The following is a 21,429-nucleotide window of genomic DNA, read 5'->3' as shown; positions in this document are numbered from 1 at the left end:
TATACGACGATATTTTTATAGCAACAAAGGTCTTGCAAAAATATAAAAAGGTTGTATATTTGCACCGGCAAGTCCTACACGACCAGCTCCTGCAGACTCCCCCAGGATGGGAACATAGCAAGGGTACGTGGTTGAGCGGTGCGATGTAGGTCGCTTGCCATTTTTTATTTTTTAGAATTAATTAGTTTGTAATCTTCCTTCTGGAAGATTTTTTTATTTTTGGACATCTGTAAATTTAATATGAGCGAGAAACTTTCAAAAATAGTTTTAATTATTCTAGTTGTTGGCTTTGGATATCTTTTTATTAGAGGTTTTAATTATAAAAAAGAAATTAAAGAAAATCGAGGGTAGACAATTTGTAAATATACGTTCTGTAAACAATTTCCAAAATCTACTGAGGCATATGTAAAATATTGTATTGATGGAAAATTGTATAGAAATAGCCCAGGTGGATGTCCAGAAAATAGCAAATCTGCTTTAAATAAATATTATCTAGTAGATTATTCCACCATTGATCCGAATAAGATTATTGTGTTTTTTTCTAAGGAAATTAAAGATTCAATATTGATAAAAGAGTTAGAATCTAAACTTGAATTTAAATACTGGTTAGACCATTAAAAACTTATAACTAAAAAAATGAGCAAAGTCGTTTTAATTACCGGAGGATCATCAGGAATTGGAAAATCTATTGGTGAATTTTTACATCAAAAAGGTTTTGTTGTATACGGGACAAGCAGAAATCCTGAGAAAGTTTTAAATTCAGTTTTTCCATTAGTTGCTTTAGATGTTCGAAATTCTGATTCTATTAAAACAGCGGTAAACAAAATTATCGAAACTTCTGGAAGATTAGATATTGTAATTAATAATGCTGGAGTTGGAATTACAGGACCTTTAGAAGAAATTCCGACAGAAGAAATTCGAAATAATTTTGAGACTAACTTCTTTGGTCCAATTGAAGTTATGAAAGCGGCGTTGCCACAAATGCGTAAGCAAAATTCAGGACTTATTATTAATATTACTTCGATTGCAGGTTATATGGGACTTCCTTATAGAAGTGTTTATTCTGCATCAAAAGGAGCTTTGGAATTGATTACTGAAGCTTTGAGAATGGAAGTGAAAGCTTTTGGTGTCGAAATTACGAATGTTGCGCCTGGAGATTTTGCAACTAATATTGCAGCTGGACGTTATCACGCGCCAGTTATAAAAGATTCGGCTTATGAAAAGGTTTATGGCGAAGTTCTAGCAACAATGAATGATCACGTTGATGCAGGAAGTAATCCAAATGAAATGGCAGAAGCGGTTTATAAAATCATTCAAACTAAAAAACCAAATGTACATTATAAAGTGGGAGCATTTATGCAAAAGTTTTCAATTGTTTTGAAACGAGCGCTTCCAGATAAAGTTTACGAGAAAATGTTAATGAATCACTATAAACTTTAATATTATGAATACGTTTAATGAATTTGTGCCGACTATTTTAGGAGTTTTATTTTTAGTTGTTATTTGGTTTGTAATTCGAAGAATTTTGGGTTCGGTAAGTGATAAAATCAATAATTCTGAAGCTTATAAAGAAGATACTTTGAAAGTTCTTGAAGAAATTAGAGATGAATTAAAGGAATTAAATAGAAATAATTCTAAGCAATCTTAAAATTAAGTTTCTTTAAGTTATCTAATTTGTCAAATTGTATTTTCTTGATTGTTTAGTTTATAAGTCTATAAGAAAAAACTTTCTAATATTATAAGATTTGTTAAAAATGTAAAAAACACACTTATTTTTAACATATAATTTTAAAATGGTTTTAATTTTAAAATCTTTATTGATATTGATTTCGTAATTTTGCAGCTAGATTTCTTTAAAAGAATTTATTTGAAGAAAAATTTTTCAAAGATATAAATACAAACAAACCATTTTTAATTAAACAAATTATGAAATTTTTTATAGACACAGCTAATTTAGCTCAAATTAAAGAAGCACAAGCTTTAGGAGTTTTGGATGGAGTAACTACTAATCCGTCATTAATGGCAAAAGAAGGTATTACTGGAAAAAACAATATCCTTAAGCATTATGTTGACATTTGCAACCTTGTAGATGGTGACGTAAGTGCTGAAGTTAACGCTCTTGACTTTGAAGGTATGGTTAAGGAAGGCGAGGAGTTAGCTGAATTACATGAGCAGATTGTTGTAAAACTTCCTATGACTAAAGAAGGTGTTATGGCAGCAAAATACTTTTCTGATAAAGGAATTAAAACTAACGTAACTCTTGTTTTCTCTGTAGGACAAGCTTTATTGGCTGCTAAAGCTGGAGCTACTTATGTTTCTCCATTCGTTGGACGTTTAGATGATGTTTCTACTGACGGATTAAACTTGATTCAAGAAATTAGAGAGGTTTACGATAACTATGGTTACGAAACTCAAATTTTAGCAGCTTCTGTGCGTCACACAATGCATATTGTTAACTGTGCTAAAATTGGTGCTGATGTTATGACTGGACCACTTTCTGCAATTTACGGATTGTTGAAACACCCTTTAACAGATATCGGTTTAGCTCAGTTTGTGGCTGACTTCGAGAAAGGAAACAAGTAATCTTTAGATACTTACAAAATAAAAATCGTCTTTTTTCTAACGAGAAGAGACGATTTTTTTTACTTTTATATTGAATCTTAAATCGTTAAATATGAAAGTTGTATTACTAATGTTGTCTTTTTTTGTAGCGAGTTTTTCTGTAAACGCCCAAGCTGCTAAAGTTATTACTTCAGTAAATGAAGCGGGTGATGTTGCTACTTTTGAATTAGATTGCTCGGTTAAATTTCAAACTCTTGCCAAAGGTCTTCGCTATAATATTACAAGACATGAGTTTAAAGGCCCTGAATTAAAAAACTCGTATCGACTTTTGTTGGTTATGGATGGTTTTTATTCGAAAACATTAAATAGTGAAATGACTATTTCTGCCGTTTTAAGTGATGGAACTGTTATAGAAGCTAGAAAAACTATTGAAGATGATGGTTTTTTTGATGGCGCTTGCACCCTTAAGATTAAAGATCCTCAAGCGCTTTTAAGTGCTGATATAGACAAAGTAATTGTTCATGCTGATAAAGATGTTGTTTATACTTTAACGCCGCAAAATAAAGCTGTTTTCAAGAAGAATTTGAGTAATATAATTAATGCGAAGTAAGGATCTAAGGTACTAAGGTTCTGAGATGCTGAGTTTCTAAGTTTTTTGTTTTAAGATAAAAAAAATCCAAATTCCGATTAGCAAATTGGAATTTGGATTTTTTATATTGAATTTTTCTAATTTTTAGTGTCCGCCGCCTTCGCTTTGTACGTGGCTGATTCCTTGTTTTTTCAAGATTTTAGGACAGTAGAAACCGTAGAATCCTAAATATGCAAAACCAATAAGTGGTACAATGTAAGAGAAGTGAGTGTATGTGATACCGAAAATTCCGTTTGGATTTGTTGCATCTAAATCACAGATACTTCCTTGAACTAATGGAATAACTCCACCCCCAAGAATCATCATGATTAAGAAAGAAGATGCTTTTCCTGTATTTTTTCCTAAACCAGCAATTGCTAAATCGAAGATTGATGGCCACATGATAGACAAGAATAAACCTCCTGAGATAAAGAAGAATTTAGCAATTTCTGGGTTTGGCCAAGCTAATCCTAATACCATCATTGTTAATCCTGAAATTCCGAAAAGCATTAATGTTTTTCCAGCGTTTTTACCACCAACAAAACTTACAGCGATAAATAATAAAATCCAGATTGGGTAGATATAGAATGAAGAAACATCGTGTGCAGCAAAGATATTTGCTCCGATAATTACTCCAAAAGCTACAGCTGGTACGATAAATTTAAGTGCAGTATTTACTAAGTTTGAAGTGTTGAATACGTTTGCTCCACCATTCCAACGACCGATCATTAAACTTCCCCAGTAAAGAGCAATAAATGGTGCAACAGCATCTTCTAGTACATTTCCGAATTCAGATGTATGTAATAAAGCTGGTAAATTACTAATGATTGTTACTTCAGTACCTACATAAATAAAAATTCCTAACATACCCAAGTATAATTGCGGGTAGTCAAGAATGTTAAAACTACTGTGTTTTTCTTTAATTATTGCTTCTTCCTCTTTTACTGGATCTTCGATTTTTGAGAAATTCATAAATACAGCAACAGCAATAAAAGCCAATCCTAAAATAATAAATGGTAATTTAATATCTTCTAAAGAAAGAGCTGTTTTTTTGTTGTCTCCCATTCCAAACAAAGCGATACCTAATAAAATCGCACCGATTGTTGTTCCGAAAGAGTTGATTCCTCCAGCAAGAGTTAAACGGTGCGCTCCAGTTTCTGGGCTACCCATTTTAATTGCTAATGGATTTGCTACAATTTGTTGAATCGAGAATCCTAATCCTACTGTAAATAAAGCTGTTAAAAAGAAAGGGAAACTTTGAGTTGTAGCAGCTGGAACGAATAAAAATGAACCTACAGCAGATAAAATTAATCCTGCAGATAAGGTTCTTTTGTAGCCGTATTTTTGCAAAACGTCTACTTTTAATGAAACTATGAAGAATATAATTGATCCCACAAAGTAAGCTGCATAGAAAGCCCATGCTACTAATTGTGATTGTACTTGCGATAACGTAAATACTTTTTTGAATACTGGAATCAGGATATCATTGGCAGATCCAACGAAACCCCAAAAGAAGAAAACAATTATCAAAGAGATAAATTGTCCCCATTTGGTTTGTACATTTTCTGAAGTCATAATAATGAGGTTAATTTTTTATTATTTGTTTTTTGAAGACCGTAAATATATTTGTTAGGATTATCAAAAAAAAATAAAAAGGCATAAATAATGTTAAATTTAAACCAACGACAGTGTTTTTTCAACAAAGTGTTAATTTTAACCTACTTAGAAAATGTAATTCGTAATTATATTTTATTCCAGTATCTTGTTTTTGACCTCTTTACTGTAGTTTCGGCCTATTGGAATGTTATAAGATTGTATTTGCACGCGGTTTCCTTCAATAGATTTCACCTTATTTAGTGCAATGACATAAGATTTATGAATTCTAAGAAAGCGATCTGCAGGTAATTCTTCAGATAATGATGTAAGAGATTTATGAGTAATATAGGTTTTATCGGGAGTGACAACTTTTATATATTCCTTCATTCCTTCAACAAACAGAATTTCTTCAATATTAATTTTCATCATTTTTTTATCGACTTTAATAAAAATATGAGAATCGCCTTTTGTGGTTTCGACTTTAATATTGTTTTTGAGATTATATTCAGTTGTAATTTTATTGATACATTTTATGAATCTTGGAAGCGGAATTGGTTTTACCAAATAATCTAATACATCGAGATCATAACTTTCGGCAGCAAATTCCCTAAAAGCGGTTGTGATAATTACTTTGGTTTTGCTTTCAATTAGACTTATAAGTTCAAAACCTGTCATCATTGGCATGTTGATATCTAAAAAGACGGCATCGACAGGTGTACTGTTTATAAAATCCAGTGCCTCCAAAGAATTATTGAATGTGGCTATAACTTCAAAATCTGTAAAATTGGTAAAATAATTTTGCAGGACTTTAATAGCTAAAGGCTCATCATCAATTAACACGCATTTAATCTTCATTCTGAGTTGGTATTTGTAATCTAATTATGTAGAAATTTAGTTTGGTTTTGTGCTTAAGACTAAAATCGTTTCTGTAAATAAGCTTTAATCTCTTTTTCGTATTTACTAAACCAATTCCTCTTTTTGGATTATGATTTTGTGAAATTACGAAATTATTTAAGATTTCAAAATCAAGTGTTTTATTGTCAATAACTTTACAGTTGATTTTGATTTTTAAATTTTTGTTATTCAAACCGCCATGTTTAAATGCATTTTCTACTAAAGAAATAAAGATTAGCGGAGGAACAACTACATCTTCAATGTTTGATTCCAGATTTATTGTCACTTCGACGTTTTCAAAACGAAGTTTTTCTATTTCAATATAATTTTGAATATAGTCGATTTCTTTAATTAAAGGTACAAACTTGGTTCCTTTTACATCGTACAGAACATACTCCATTAAATTAGAAAGTTTAATGATTACATCTGGAACTTTCTTAGAAGATTCTAATGACAGTGCATATAAATTGTTTAAGGTATTGAAAAAGAAATGCGGTTGAATTTGATTTTCCAGATATTTCAATTTAATCTTAAACTGATTTTCTCGTAAAGATCTATTTCTTTCGCGTTCTCTCAACCAAGTCAAAGTAAGATAAACTGAAGAAGCCATTGCTAAAACGTACAGCTCTCCTATGCAAACTGCAACAATATGGTTAATTTCAAACGGATGATATTCTCGATTGGCTTCTGGCCAGATGTTTTCAGAAATAATATAATAGGTAAGAGCAGTCTTCGCTAAATAAATTGCAAATAAACTCAAAAGTAAGAAAAACGTATAAGTGATATATTTTTGCTTTAATACATACTTTGGAACTAAAACGAATAAGTTGAGATATACTAAAGGTATAACAAGTGAAAATTCGATCAAGTTCGATTTGAATGCATAAGGATAATCATTGAAATAAGCTCCCCATCTTAAAAAATTCAAAGTAAAATAAACTCCCCAAAACCATATATGGTTTCGCAGTTTAATATCAAATTTAACTTTCTTAATTTCTTTCAATTGGTTTTAAGATATTTAGCAATTTTAGTTTTTCTTAACAAGAAGTAAATAAAGTGCAACTTTAAACAATTAACTGCAAAGCGACAATTTTTTTGAATAAAATTTCGCAAAAAAAGGATATCGGTGCTTTTTTTTTCATGTAGAACGTTTTCGTAAAACGTATTATTGAATGATTTATGTCGTTCGTTTAAATTTTGTTGTCGTTGGTTTAATTTATTTTTTTTAACAATGCCTTAAGAATAATTTTACTTCATAACTAACAAAATAAAATAAACATGAAAAAAATTTTCTTAATCTTTATGATTGTTTTTACGGCGCAGGTTTCGCTTGCACAAGTAAAAAGTGTCAAGGGTGTGATTACAGATTCTGAGGGTATGCCATTACCAGGAGCTTCTGTTGCTGTACAAGGAGGTCAAAAGGGAACAACTACCGATTTTGACGGATTGTATACAATTGAAGTTCAAAAAGGTCAAAGTTTAGTTTTCACATATGTAGGGCTAGAAACTCAGACTATCGTTGTAGGAGATGCTGCAACAATTAATGTGAAAATGGTTCAGGCAGCATCTAATGCATTAAATGAGGTAGTGGTAACTTCTTTAGGTGTTAAGAAAACAAGAAAATCTTTGACTTACGCGGCTCAAGAACTTAAAGGGGAAGAGTTGACTCGTGTTAAAGATGCCAACGTTATTAATACTATTGCGGGTAAAGTTGCGGGTGTTGCAGTAACAAAAAGTTCTGGAGGTACTGGAGGATCTACAAAAGTAGTTATTCGTGGTAACTCATCTATTATGAACAGCCAGCCACTTTACGTTATTGATGGTATTCCTATGTATAATGGTACTTCAAATCAGCAGGGTAATACAAATGCGTCAAATGATTCATTTGGAAGTACTGCTGGAGGTAACCGTGACGGAGGAGATGTTATTTCTTTGATTAATCCAGACGACTATGAAGGAATGACTGTACTTAAAGGTGCAGCAGCTTCTGTATTATACGGATCTCAAGGAGCAAATGGGGTTATTTTATTGTCTTCTAAAAAAGTTAAAGAAAATAAAGGGAATTTAGCTGTTTCTTCTGTTACTACTTTTGAATCTGTTCATTCATTACCAGAATTTCAGTATGAATATGGAACAGCGGATGCACAAAAATCTTGGGGAGGAAAAGTACAATCAAATGATTTTGTAAAAGACTTCTTTAACACAGGAGTTACTCAAATTACTTCTGCTGCTTTTACAACTGGATCTGATATTTCTTCAACAAGTATATCTTACGCTAATACTACAGCTTCAGGAGTTATTGAAGGTAACGGGTTAAAGAAAAACAACTTTGGAATCCGCCAGACAGGTAAATTTTTCAACAATAAATTAACTGTTTCTGCTGATGCAAAATATACATCACAAACAATTAATAACAGACCTGTAAACGGACTTTACTCAAACCCATTAACGGGAGTTTATTTGTTCCAAAGAGGAAATGACTTTAATTATTATAAAGATAATTTCGAAACATTTATTCCTTCTAGAAACCTATACGGTCAAAACTTTTACAGCGCACCAAATGCTGATATTTATGTTCAGAATCCTTATTGGTTAATCAATAGAAATAAATCTATTGATAAAGATAATTTCTTCAACGGAAATTTAGCTTTAGAATACAAAGCAAACAATTGGTTAAGCATTGCTGCAAGATATAGCTATAATAGAGTTGAAAATGATTATGATAAAAAGATTTATGCTACGACCAATACTTCTTTATCTAATATAAACGGTAGATATATAAACGTTGCTAATTTAAGCACACAACGTTACGGAGATTTGATTGCTAAAATTAATACTAATTTCAACGAAGATTTTAGCTTTAATGCTATTTTAGGAGCAAGTATCAATAACACATTAGCAAATCAATCGACTACTTTAGATTCTGGTATTGTTGGCGGACTTGTAAATGCTAACTTGTTTACTTTGGGGAATTTTGCAAGTGCTAGTGGTTTAGATAACTTAAGCCTTCAGGCTACAGGTTCTTCAAGAGAGGTTCAGTCAATTTTTGCTTCTGCAACTTTTGGTTATAAAAACATGTTGTATTTAGATGTTACAGGACGTAATGATTGGTCTTCTACTTTAGTAAATACTGATACTCCATCTTATTTTTATCCATCTGTAGGGGTTACTGCTCTTATTAGTGAAATGGCAACAATGCCAGAATGGATTAACTTCGGAAAAGTGAGAGGAACTTATGCTCAAGTGGGTAATGACGTTTCTGCTTTTGTAACTTCTCCAAAATCGACTATTCAGGGTGGTAATATTATTCCTCCTGTAGTAGGGCCAAGACCAGGTGAAGGATTGAAACCTGAATTGAAATCAGAATTTGAATTTGGTACTGAATGGAGAATGTTCAACAATAGATTAGGTTTCGAAATTTCATACTACAACTCAGAAACTAAAAATCAATATATTCAAGTTCCGGCTCCAGCAACAAACCCTTACGGTTATACTTTCTACGGAATAAATGCTGGTAGTATTGCCAACCAAGGTATCGAGCTTGTTGTGAGTGGAAAAATTATTGAGGGACAAAAATTCTCATGGGAAACAATGGTAAATTATTCTCATAATAGAAATAAAGTAAAAGAAATCCCAGCAGAATTAGGAGGTCAAATTCCATTAACTCCTGTAAATAATATTAATTACAGATACTCTTTAACTGAAGGAAGACCATTTGGTGTTATTGAAGGAAAAGGTATCGTGAGAAATGATAAAGGGGAAATTGTTTTAGATGATAAAGGAAACTTAGCAGTTGAAGCTGATTTCCACGAAGTTGGTAATGCAAACCCTGATTTTATGTTAGGCTGGTCAAACACATTTAAATTTGGTTCTTTTACAGCTAATTTCTTGATCGATGGTCGCTTTGGTGGAGATGTAATGAGTATTACTGAAGGTATGAATGATTTTTATGGAGTATCAAAAAGATCTGGAGATGCTAGAAATGCCGGTGGTGTTGCTGTAAATGCAGTTATGCCTGATGGCACGAAAGTGACTAAAATAGATGCTCAAAAATACTATGAAGCTGTAGGTGGTCTTAACGGTGCTACTGCTGAGTATGTATATGATGCAACAAATGTAAGTTTAAGAGAGGTTTCGCTTGGATATACTTTCAACAAAAAAGCAATTCCATTTGTTAATACAGCAACTTTATCATTAATCGCAAGAAACTTATTCTTCTTTTATAAAGATGCACCATTCGATCCAAACATTGCTTTAAGTACAGGTCAGGGCTTACAAGGAGTTGATATTTATGGTTTACCATCAACAAGAAGTATTGGTCTTAATTTAAATGTAACTTTCTAATTAAAACATCATGAAAACAAATAATATAAAAAAATCACTAATCTGTCTTGGTCTTTTGGCTTTAGTTGGTTGTACAGATAATTTTGACGAGATTAATAGCAATCCTGATGGTTTTACACAAGAGGAACTGACACAAGATTTTAATCACATTAAAGGTCCTTTTACAACGATGTTTGACAACGTTATGGTAAACGTTCCAGGTTGGAAATATCAGGTTGCAATTGACTTATCTGGTAATACTTGGGGAGGTTATACGACAGCACCAGGTTTTGATGGTAACAATAACCTTTCTTATGCGCTTTCTGATAACTGGAACCTTTGGGGTTGGGAAGCTATTTATACACAAGTAATGGCAAATTACTTAAAAGTTGAAGCTGCATCTAAAGGAAAATATGATGAGTTTTATGCTTTGGCAACAATAGTAAAAGTACAGACTTTACATAAAGCTGCAGATTCATGGGGACCAATTGTGTATTCAAAACTAGGAACAACAGATGCTGCAATTGGGTACGATTCTCAGGAAGAAGCTTATGGATTAATGTTTAAAGATCTAGATTTTGCAGTTGAGGAATTAACAAAAAGAATTGATGCAGGAGAAGTAAGTTCTTTTACAAAAATCGATCGTTCGACTTATAAAGGAGACTATACAAAATGGGTTAGATATGCAAATTCTTTACGTTTAAGATTAGCAATGCGTATTGTAAAAGTTAATCCAACTTTGGCTAAAACGGAAGCAGAAAAAGCGATTAGTCAAAAATTTGGTGTAATGACAGTAAATGCAGACAGCTTTATTGTGAATAAAGATGTTTCACAACACCCACTTAGAGTTGCTGCTTACGAATATAATGATAGCCGTATGTCTGCAGATATGGAATCTATCATGGGAGGTTACAATGATCCTAGAATAAGTGTTTATTTTAAAACTTCAGAAGAGTTTCCTGGAGAATATAAAGGAATTCGCACTGGTGGTATTCTTGGTGATAAGTCAAAACACATTAAGTTCTCGAACTTTGGTAAGATAATAGATGAAGACAAACAAGTTGTTTGGTTAAATGCAGCTGAGATTTATTTCTTAAGAGCAGAAGGAGCTTTAAGAGGCTGGAATATGGGCGGTGACGCTGCAACACTTTACAAAGCAGGTATTACGGCTTCTTTTGAACAGCTTTCTGTTGGTGGTGCCGCTGATTATATTGCAGATAATGTAAAAACAGCTAAAGATTATGTAGATCCAGTTGCTCCATTCAACAGTGGTTTAGCTGTAAATAAAGTAACTGTTGCTTGGGATGATGCTGCAAGCAACGAAGTGAAATTGCAAAAAATCATTACTCAAAAATGGATTGCTAATTTCCCTGACGGTATGGAAGCTTGGGCTGAACACCGTAGAACAGGTTACCCTAAATTATTGCCAATTCTTAACAACCAAAGTGCTGGTGCAATTACTACTGAGTACGGTGTTAGAAGAATAAACTTTGTTTCTACTGAAAAAGATGGAAACCCAGAAGGTCTTAAAACAGGTATTGCAAAACTTGGAGGACCTGATAACGGAGGCACCAGAACTTGGTGGGATGTTAACGCTCCGAACTTCTAAAAGAAAAAACAAGGATATTAAGTTTGGTTAGTAGTAATGGTATAGATTGCGAGAGTGATCTATACCATTCTTAAAATCAAAATGGTAATTACTACAAAAAAAGAAAAGAAATGAAAAGTGCTTTAGAAATAAAACCTGATATCAGTTACAAAAGCGCGGGAAAATTTGAAGAAACTCGATTTGAAAAAATTCATAACGAGATCTTCAAGAGTTCTATTGAAGCCTCTATAATTGTAGCACAGGAAATTGCGCAGCTAATTAGATCTAAGCAGGAAAAAAATAAAGCTTGTGTTTTAGGTTTGGCAACAGGTTCTTCTCCGATAAAAGTTTACGAGGAACTAGTGAGAATGCACAGAGAAGAAGGACTAAGTTTTAGCAATGTAATTACTTTTAATTTGGATGAATATTATCCAATGACTAAAGAGAATAATCAGAGCTATCATTATTTCATGCATGAACATCTTTTTAATCATATTGATATCAAGCCTGAAAACATTAATATTCCAGACGGTACAATAGCAATTGATGAAATAAATCAATATTGTATCGATTATGAAATGAATATTAAAAATGCAGGAGGACTTGATTTTCAATTATTAGGAATTGGCCGTACAGGACACGTTGGTTTTAACGAACCAGGTTCTCACATCAATTCTGGAACTCGAATTATTACATTAGATCACATTACAAGAGTCGATGCTTCGTCTGCTTTTAATGGTATTGATAATGTGCCGAAACGTGCCATAACAATGGGAGTTTCAACTATTATGAGATCAAAGCGTATTGTTTTGATGGCTTGGGGACAAAACAAGGCAGATATCATTAAAAGAACTATTCAAGGTGATATCAGTTCAGAAATACCAGCAACATTTTTACAGAATCATCCAAATGCAACTTTCGTTTTAGATCAGTCTGCGGCATCAGAATTAACCCGTTTTAAAACGCCTTGGTTAGTTGGAGAATGTCTTTGGACACCTGAAATGAAAAGTAAGGCGATTGTTTGGCTTTGCCAAAAAACAAAACAATCTATTTTAAAATTGACAGACCGTGATTACAACAATAACGGAATGTCAGATCTTTTGGCTCAAGAAGGTTCAGCTTATGATATGAACATCAATATGTTTAATATTTTACAGCATACCATTACCGGATGGCCAGGAGGAAAACCAAACACAGATGATTCTCATCGTCCAGAAAGGGCAAATCCGGCAAAAAAGAGAGTAATTCTTTTTAGTCCGCATCCAGATGATGATGTTATTTCTATGGGAGGAACATTTTCAAAATTAATCAAACAAGGACACGATGTTCATGTGGTGTACCAAACTTCAGGTAATATCGCTGTTTCAGATGATGAAGCATTAAAATTTGCAGAAGTAGCCAGTGATTTTGTTGGAAATGAAAAAGCAGATATCAATTTCAAATCGGTTATCGAATTTTTAAACAATAAATCAGAAAACCAGATCGATTCTTTAGAAGTACGAAAACTAAAAGGATTGATCAGAAGAAGAGAATCTTATGGAGCAACAAGATATATTGGTTTAAAAGATGAGAATACACACTTTTTAGATCTTCCATTTTATGAAACAGGACAAGTTAAAAAGAATCCGTTAGGACCAGAAGATATTGCTATTGTAAAAGATATTATTGCTAAAATAAAACCACATCAAGTTTTTGCTGCTGGAGATCTTGCAGATCCGCATGGAACACATGAAGTTTGCTTGAATGCCATTTTTGCAGCACTAAAAGAACTTAAACCAGAACCTTACATGAATGACTGTTGGTTATGGCTTTACAGAGGAGCTTGGCACGAATGGGATATTCATGAAATTGATATGGCGGTTCCGTTGAGTCCTTCAGAGGTTTTATTAAAACGTCATGCCATTTTACATCACCAATCTCAAAAAGATAGAGTAATGTTTCAAGGTAATGATTCTCGAGAATTCTGGGTTAGGGCAGAAGATCGAAACAAGAATACAGCCATCTTATATGATGAATTAGGTTTAGCTGAATATGAAGCAATTGAAGCCTTTAAACGCTTTGATTATTAAAGCTTTATGATTTGTTTTTGAACGAATCAAATGACAAAATTCAGATGATTATCTGGTAAAAGTGAGGTAATGCAGAAGTCATTCTGAATTTTGTCTTTTTTTATATAAATTAGGATACTTATTAAAAACTATCCAACCAAAAAAAAGAAAAATGAAATATTTATTTGTACTATTATTTGCAGGTATATCGGCAGGTGCGCAAGTCCAAAAAGAGCAGCTGAACCTTATGCCTTGGCCTCAGAATGTTGTTATTAATGAAGGTAATTTTAATTTAACTAAAAATTTTAAAGTAAACATTACAGGTAATCCCAATCCAAGAATATTTGGTGGAGTAACTCGTTTTTTGCGCCGTTTAGATGGTAGAACAGGTATATTTTTTGAGCAAGGTTTTATAACCAAATTAAATGAAGTTCCAAATGCAGAATTACAAATCAATTGTACTAAAAGCGGGAAAATTGGTTTGTATGAAGACGAAAGTTATCATTTGGATATTACTTCAGGAAAAATCACTTTAAATGCATCAAGTGATTTAGGTGCTTTACATGGTTTGGAGACATTATTGCAAATGCTTCAAAACAACGCAACTTCCTTTTATTTTCCAAGTTCAAAAATTTCAGATTTTCCAAGATTCACTTGGAGAGGTTTAATGGTTGATGCTTCTAGACATTTTCAGCCAATAGATGTAATCAAAAGAAATATTGATGCATTGGCAGCAATGAAAATGAATGTTTTTCACTGGCATTTGGTTGATGATCAAGGCTGGAGAATCGAAATGAAAAAACATCCAAAGTTTACAGAATTGGCTTCGGATGGAATGTATTACACACAAGAGGAAATTAAAAACATCGTAAAATATGCTGATGAGCGCGGTATTTTAATTGTTCCAGAAATAGATGTTCCTGGTCACGGATCTGCAATTTTAACGGCTTATCCTGAAATTGGAAGTAAAGTAATTACACTGACTGGTGGAACATCCGAAAAAAATATTCAAGGTACAGCAATCGCTACCTATGGAGTTGAAAGAAATGCTGGAATTTTTACACCAACATTAGATCCTTCAAATCCTAAAACATATCAATTATTAAGTGAAGTTTTTGATGAGGTTTGTCCATTATTTCCTGGTGCTTATTTCCATATTGGAGGAGACGAAAACGAAGGAAAAGATTGGGATGCAAATCCGAAAATTCAAGAATTCAAAAAGAAACATAATTTAAAAACCAACCACGAATTGCAAACCTATTTCACGATGCAATTGGCACCGATGTTAAAGAAACACGGAAAACAATTAATGGGTTGGGAAGAAATTTTGACCAAAGATTTATCTAAAGAAGCCATTGTGCATTCTTGGAGAGGTCCAAACGAAGGAATGGCAGCAGGACAATCTTTAGTAGATGCTGTTAAAAAAGGTTACAAAACAGTTTTATCAAACGGCTACTATATTGATTTAATGTATCCAATTGCAAGTCATTATTTAAATGATCCAATGCCAAAAGGAGCAAACTTGACAAGCGATGAAAAAGCAAGAATTTTGGGTGGCGAAGCGACAATGTGGACAGAATTGGCTACACCAGCGACGATCGATTCGAGAATTTGGCCAAGAACAGCTGCAATTGCAGAAAGATTATGGTCGGCAGAAGATATAGTTGACGTTGAAAATATGCGTAAACGTTTAGAGACTGTTTCTTTTAGATTAGAAGAATTAGGTATTACGCACATTCGCAACAAAGATGTGATTTTAAGAAATATTGCAAACAATCAAAATATTCAATCGCTGGAAGAATTTTCTAAAGTTAGCGAACCTCTAAAAGGATATACTCGTAACAAAGGAGGAACAGAGTACCAAATGTATTCTCCATTTACATTGTTTGCAGATGCTTGTGGGCCAGATGCAAAAGATGCTTTAGCATTTGATGCAGCAGTAACTCAATATTTAGCTAATAAATCAGCAGACAATAAAGCCAAAGTAACTTCATTTTTCAATAAATGGATTGCTGTTCATAAAGATTTAACGGCACTAAGTGCAAACGCACCATTAGTACAGCCAATATTACCATTATCTAAAAAACTAAATGATGCTTCTCAGGAATTATTATTGGTTTTGGATAATAAATCAACTTTAAAATCAGAAGATCTAAAAAAATTGATAGATCAATGTAATACAAAAGATCATGCAGATGTTGAACTGTCTGTTTATGAGAGTTTAAAAAAATTACTTTAAGGTTTGGTTTGAATTAGTATTTAGTACGTTTTTAAGACTGCTAATGTTTTTTTAGAGAGTTAATTACTTCTGCCATGATTCTATGGCAGGGGTAATTATAATGTTGAGATCTCTTTTTAAATAGTACTACATCAAGTATAATAAATAATGATTGACTATAAAAAATAACCAATAACGGAGTATTAACCTTTAAAAAACCAAATAAAGAGAATAGAATAAAACATGACAAAAAAGAGTATAGATTGATGAGTAGTCCCAAATTTATCATTTGTATTTGACATTAATTTTTTTTTAAAATTATAAATAAATATCAATCACTACTATTGGCTAATGATTATGTATGAATCAGTAATAGTAATATTTATCTATAGAATTTAATTTGAGTTTATTTCCAATCGACAGCGGGCTTCCAATCTGCAGTTGAGCGAAACCCAGAAGTTTTTATACTGCTGCGGCCCAATTACTTATTTTCTATTAACTAATATTTATTAATTATGAAACATTATTACAGATTGCTCTTTTTGTTACTGTTTCCCTTACTTGCGTTGGCACAACCAGCCCACGGAAAAAAAGTAGTAGGGTATTATGCACAATGGTCTATTTATGCTCGGGATTTCAATGTTCCGAAAATTGATGGAAGTAAAATTACGCATTTGAATTATTCTTTTTATGGGACAACTTATGATCCTGCCCATCCAGAGAATACAAAGTTAAAATGTTTGGACACGTATGCTGATTTTGAGCATATGGAAGGAGGCATTCCTTGGGATGCTCCAGTAAAAGGAAACTTTTATGATTTAATGAAATTAAAAGAAAAGTATCCTCATTTAAAAATTTTAATTTCTGTTGGAGGCTGGACAAAAGGACAAGATCTTTCTCCAATTGCTGCAAGTCCTGTAGCAAGAGCAGCTTTAGCAGCAGATATGGCAAACTTCATTACTACATATCCATTTATAGACGGTTTTGACATCGATTGGGAATATCCTCTTTCGGGCGGAACTGATGGTACGGAAATAGTAAATGGTTCGCCTGTTCCTCCACAAAAATACAGTCCTGATGACAACAAAAATTTGGTTTACTTATTAAAAGCCATGCGTCAAGCAATGCCAAATAAACTGGTTACGATTGCTGCAGGAAACAATGTTAGAAACGTTTCTAAACAGTATTTAGGACCAAACAATAGATCACAATATGGTATGACCGAAGATATTTCGACTTATTGCGATTATATTACTTATTTCGGATACGATTTTGGAGGAAACTGGTATGATAAAACCTGCTACAATGCGCCATTATATTCAAGCGGAAATACAAATGATCCGCTTTATGGAGCAACTCAATCAGAATCATTAGACGAATTAACCAATCAATATTTAAATGTAATTGGTTTTCCTGCGAATAAATTAATCATGGGATTGCCTTTTTACGGAAAGAAATTTGACCACGTTGCAAATGATGGAACAAATCCTAATTTACCAGGATTATTTGTTTCAGCGCCAAGAGATATTGTTGGAGGATGTACCAATCCGCAAAATCCAATTGGAACATGGGATGGTTCTGGAGCGTGCGAGCGTTCAGGAAGTATCGAAATCTGTGATTTAGTTGGGAATCCAGTTACTAATTCACATGCTTATTTAGATCCAAATACAATGCAGGTAACAGCTTCTGCAGCTTCAGCAGGATGGGTAAGATATTTTGACAATACAACAAAAGTTCCTTATTTATATAATGCTACTAGAAAAGAGTTTATTTCTTATGAAGATAAACAATCAATGGATTTAAAAGTTCAGTATATAAAATCAAGAAACTTAGCAGGAGGTATGATTTGGGAATTATCTCAAGATACCAGAGGTTCAATTCCGAATTCATTATTAAACCAAGTTGATACTTCTTTTGGAAGCGTTGTTCCAGGAACAGTAAGTATTTCTGGTTCTGTAAAAAACGGATCGGCTTTGGTTACCAATGTTACAGTTGAATTGAGAAATGCAAGCAATGCAGTGATTCAAACAGTCGTTTCGGCTACTGGAAATTTTGCATTCAACAATTTAACTTCAGGACAAAATTATTCGCTTACAGCATTAAAAGCGAGTTATACCTTTACTCCAGTATCGTTAACAAATGTTACAACAAATCAGACAGCGGTTGTAATCAATGGAACACAGCCAACTTACACGGTAAGCGGAACAGTTCTTGACGGAACAACTCCTGTTTCTGGCGTAACAGTTTCAGCAGTTTCTGGAAGTACGACTTTAACAGCAGTTTCAAATGCAAGTGGAGTTTACAGCGTTGCAGGTTTAACAGCGGGATTAAACTTTACCGTTACAGCTGCAAAAACTGGATTTTCTTATACACCAGCTTCAACTGTTTACAACGCAATTGATGCCAATAAAACATTAAATTTCACGCAAGGCGCGGCAGTGGTAACTTACACTGTAAGCGGAACAGTGCTAAACGGAACAACTCCAGTTTCTGGTGTAACAATTACAGCAGCTTCTACAGCAGGAAATGTTTCTGCAACAACTAATTCTAGCGGAGCTTATTCGCTAACTTTAGCTTCTGGCGGAAATTATACTGTTACTGCAGCTTTAACAGGACAAACTTTTACTCCAGCTTCAACAGTTTATTCTAATTTGAATGCTAATAAAACGTTGAATTTTACTCAGGATGTTGCAACAACTACGAGTAAAATTAGTGGAACTGTAAAGAATGGAACAACTCCAGTAGCAGGTGCAAAAGTGGAACTAGTTTTACCTTGGACAGATAATAATCACAACTGGAAAAGTGTTTTGGCAACAACAGATGCACAAGGAAAATACAGTTTTGATAATTCAGTTATAGACGGTTATACACAAGCTTTAAGTTTAAAACTAAACTCATGGCAAAATGGAGAAGTGGCTTATTATCCAAATAATTTAGCAAACTTCGCAATTCCAGCAACTCCAACTGTTTATAATTTTAATACAAGTTCAACAGCTAAAGTAGCTTTAGCGGCAGCGACAAACTTAATTAGCGGAACAGTTAAAAACGGAACAACTCCAGTATCTGGTGCAAAAGTAGAAATCGTTCTACCTTGGACAGATAGTACACATAACTGGAAAAGTGTTTTAGCGACAACAGATGCATCAGGAAATTACACTTTCGATAATTCAGTTGTAGCAGGTTATACACAAATTTTAAGTTTAAAATTAAATTCATGGGAAAATGGGGAAGTGACTTATTATCCAAATAACTTAGCCAACTTCGCAGTTCCAGCAACTCCAACGGTTTATGATTTTAATAGACAAGCGGTCGTTGCGACTAAGCCAGTGGTTACCATTACAGCGCCAACAGCTTCGGCGATTGCTATAAATTTAGGATCAGCAATTAATTTTGTTGCAAGTGTTGGATTAAGTGCTTCTGATGCCACTACAATCTCATCTGTTGTATTTAGTTTAGATGGACAAAACTTGACTGCTACCAATTCTTCAGGAACTTATACAGCAGTTTGGACACCAGCAGCAAATCAGTTTGGAGTTTCTCATACATTAACTGTTACAGCTACTGCATCAAACGGAACAACAGATTCAAAAACATATAGTTTTACATTAACTTGTTCAGGTGCAAATTGTCCAAATACATTACCTGTAATCACTTGGAATTCACCATCGAATACTACTGTATACCAAAGTTCTTTCCAGGCTGTGCCAATTTCAGTTACAGCTGTTGATAGTGACGGATCGGTTTCTGGTGTTACTATTACAATAAATGGAGGCACATTTAATATGACAGCAGGGACAAATAATACTTATATGTATAATTTTACGCCAACTGCTTATCAGGATTATCCAATTGTAATTAAAGCAACAGATAATAAAGCTGCGGTAACTACATTAAACAATACAATTAAAATTGCTACAATAATTGGTAATAGATTCATTCCGCTACCATCTAAAATTATTTTAGGATATGCGCATTCTTGGGAAAATACGTCTGCTCCATTTTTATATTTCTCTCAAATAAAGGGAAGTAAATTTAACGTAGTTGATTATTCTTTCGTAGAAACCGTTAATCGTGATGGTTATACGCCAATACTAACTACAAATGATGCTAGATATTTGACCAATGGCGTTTTCGATAAGCAATTATTGAAAAATGATATAAAAACTTTAAGAGATAGCGGTGTTCCAGTTATTGTTTCTATTGGAGGTCAAAATGGTCATGTTGTTCTAGACAATGTTACTCAGAAAAATATTTTTGTTAATGGTCTAAAAGCCATTATTGATGAGTATCAATTTGATGGTGTTGATATCGATTTTGAAGGCGGATCGATGAACTTTAACGCAGGAGGTTTAAGAGATATTTCTTATGCGGGTATTTCTGCTTATCCAAGATTGAAAAACGTAGTAGATGCTTTCAAAGAATTAAAAGCGTACTATGGTCCTGGATTTTTATTAACTGCAGCTCCAGAAACACAATACGTACAAGGTGGATATACAACTTATACAGATACTTTTGGTTCATTCTTGCCAATCATTCAAAACTTACGTAATGAATTGGATTTGTTAGCGGTACAATTGTATAATACAGGAGGAGAAAACGGATTAGATGGTCAATATTATGGTACGGCTAAGAAAGCCAACATGGTTACAGCCTTAACCGATATGATCATAAAAGGTTATAACATTGCTTCAACGGGAATGCATTTTGATGGCTTGCCAGCTTCAAAAGTTCTTATTGCATTGCCAGCTTGTCCGAGTGCAGCGGGTAGCGGTTATTTAACGCCAGCAGAAGGAATTAGTGCTATGGATTACTTAAGAAACGGAACTACTTTTTCTGGAAGAACATACACTATGCAGCCAGGCGGACCATATCCTTCTTTAAGAGGTTTAATGACTTGGTCTGTAAACTGGGATGCATCTTCTTGTGGTAATTCATCTGAATTATCTAAAGCGTACGCGGCTTATTTTGCATCGCAAGGTACCGCAAAAACATTGGTTGTAGATGATTTAACGACTGAAAGCAATACGACTGTGGCTTATTTTAGAAATAATACTTTATCTGTATCTAACGAAACAGAAGAAATTGCTCAGGTTGACGTATTCAATACGATAGGACAAAATGTTACAAGTCATAGAAATATTCAAAACAATAAAGAAGTGCTGCTTAATAGCCCAAGTTTTGCTAGTAAACAGATTTTTGTTGTGATAGTAACAGATAAATCAGGCCACAAAAAGTCATTGAAAGTAATGAACTTTTTGAACTAAAATAAAAGGATTGAAAATTTAGAAATAGAAAATTGGGATGGTTAAAATTGAGTTTGGTTATTTATGTTTTAATCTATTTTTATTTCGAATAAATGCTGTGAACTGAGGTAATTTGTTATTTGGTTTTTGCCTCAGGTAGCGCATTATGAACCTGGTAGTTTTTACTGCCAGGTTTTTTTATGTTTTAAAAGAGCACAAAGTATGTCATTGCGAGGAACGAAGCAACCGCACTAAAATTGATCTAGTAAGTGAGATTGCTTCGTTCTTCGCAATGACAAATCAGCGGGTGAAAAAAAATCAGTACTTTT

General features: G+C 33.4%; 12 protein-coding genes and 1 other RNA gene. 10 read left to right on the top strand and 3 right to left on the bottom strand.

Translation table 11 applies throughout. The annotated features are described in order from the left end of the window. Positions 1–65: 65 nt before the first annotated feature. The 5 genes from ffs to DM444_RS07530 all read left to right on the top strand — a co-directional run bounded on the left by ffs (position 66) and on the right by DM444_RS07530 (position 3,172). Positions 66–163: signal recognition particle sRNA small type (gene ffs / locus DM444_RS07550), an RNA gene on the top strand. Positions 164–636: 473 nt separating this feature from the next. Beyond that, positions 637–1,440, top strand: a complete 804-nt coding sequence (locus DM444_RS07545) for an SDR family oxidoreductase (protein WP_111285228.1) — start codon at positions 637–639, stop codon at positions 1,438–1,440. Positions 1,441–1,444: 4 nt separating this feature from the next. Further along, the gene (locus DM444_RS07540; RefSeq protein ID WP_111285226.1) at positions 1,445–1,648 is read left to right on the top strand and encodes a hypothetical protein; all 204 of its coding nucleotides are present in this window, start codon (positions 1,445–1,447) and stop codon (positions 1,646–1,648) included. Positions 1,649–1,926: 278 nt separating this feature from the next. Beyond that, a complete protein-coding gene (fsa, locus tag DM444_RS07535; RefSeq protein WP_111285224.1) occupies positions 1,927–2,583 on the top strand; it encodes a fructose-6-phosphate aldolase in 657 nt (218 codons plus the stop codon). Positions 2,584–2,674: 91 nt separating this feature from the next. Then, the gene (locus DM444_RS07530) at positions 2,675–3,172 is read left to right on the top strand and encodes a hypothetical protein (protein ID WP_111285222.1); all 498 of its coding nucleotides are present in this window, start codon (positions 2,675–2,677) and stop codon (positions 3,170–3,172) included. A gap of 123 nt (positions 3,173–3,295) precedes the next feature. Here the strand turns inward: DM444_RS07530 and DM444_RS07525 are convergent, their stop codons facing one another. The 3 genes from DM444_RS07525 to DM444_RS07515 all read right to left on the bottom strand — a co-directional run bounded on the left by DM444_RS07525 (position 3,296) and on the right by DM444_RS07515 (position 6,683). Then, positions 3,296–4,765 carry an MFS transporter gene (locus DM444_RS07525; RefSeq protein ID WP_111285220.1) on the bottom strand — a complete coding sequence of 490 codons (1,470 nt, stop codon included), beginning with the start codon at positions 4,763–4,765 and terminating at the stop codon, positions 3,296–3,298. 174 nt (positions 4,766–4,939) lie between these two features. Next, on the bottom strand, positions 4,940–5,641 hold the full coding sequence (locus DM444_RS07520; RefSeq protein ID WP_111285218.1) for a LytR/AlgR family response regulator transcription factor: 702 nt from the start codon (positions 5,639–5,641) through the stop codon (positions 4,940–4,942). Beyond that, entirely contained in the window at positions 5,631–6,683 is a 1,053-nt protein-coding gene (locus tag DM444_RS07515) for a sensor histidine kinase (protein WP_111285216.1), read from the bottom strand. The genes DM444_RS07520 and DM444_RS07515 overlap by 11 nt, the downstream gene beginning before the upstream one ends. A gap of 275 nt (positions 6,684–6,958) precedes the next feature. Between DM444_RS07515 and DM444_RS07510 the strand changes: the two genes are divergently transcribed. The 5 genes from DM444_RS07510 (at position 6,959) to chiA (ending at position 21,121) form a co-directional block, all read left to right on the top strand. After that, a complete protein-coding gene (locus DM444_RS07510; RefSeq protein WP_111285214.1) occupies positions 6,959–10,024 on the top strand; it encodes a SusC/RagA family TonB-linked outer membrane protein in 3,066 nt (1,021 codons plus the stop codon). 10 nt (positions 10,025–10,034) lie between these two features. Then, on the top strand, positions 10,035–11,612 hold the full coding sequence (locus tag DM444_RS07505) for a RagB/SusD family nutrient uptake outer membrane protein (protein WP_111285212.1): 1,578 nt from the start codon (positions 10,035–10,037) through the stop codon (positions 11,610–11,612). A 110-nt stretch (positions 11,613–11,722) separates the two neighbouring features. Further along, positions 11,723–13,660 carry a glucosamine-6-phosphate deaminase gene (gene nagB / locus DM444_RS07500; protein WP_111285210.1) on the top strand — a complete coding sequence of 646 codons (1,938 nt, stop codon included), beginning with the start codon at positions 11,723–11,725 and terminating at the stop codon, positions 13,658–13,660. A gap of 151 nt (positions 13,661–13,811) precedes the next feature. After that, a complete protein-coding gene (locus tag DM444_RS07495) occupies positions 13,812–15,878 on the top strand; it encodes a beta-N-acetylhexosaminidase (protein WP_111285208.1) in 2,067 nt (688 codons plus the stop codon). A gap of 494 nt (positions 15,879–16,372) precedes the next feature. Next, positions 16,373–21,121: a T9SS-translocated chitinase ChiA gene (gene chiA / locus DM444_RS07490; protein WP_111285206.1), complete on the top strand. Its 4,749-nt coding sequence runs from the start codon at positions 16,373–16,375 to the stop codon at positions 21,119–21,121. The last annotated feature ends 308 nt before the right edge of the window (positions 21,122–21,429 follow it).

Source organism: Flavobacterium ginsenosidimutans, from assembly GCF_003254625.1.
Lineage (GTDB): Bacteria > Bacteroidota > Bacteroidia > Flavobacteriales > Flavobacteriaceae > Flavobacterium > Flavobacterium ginsenosidimutans.
The sequence above is the reverse complement of the archived record's forward strand: the minus strand, read 5'-3'. Positions and strand labels throughout refer to the sequence as shown.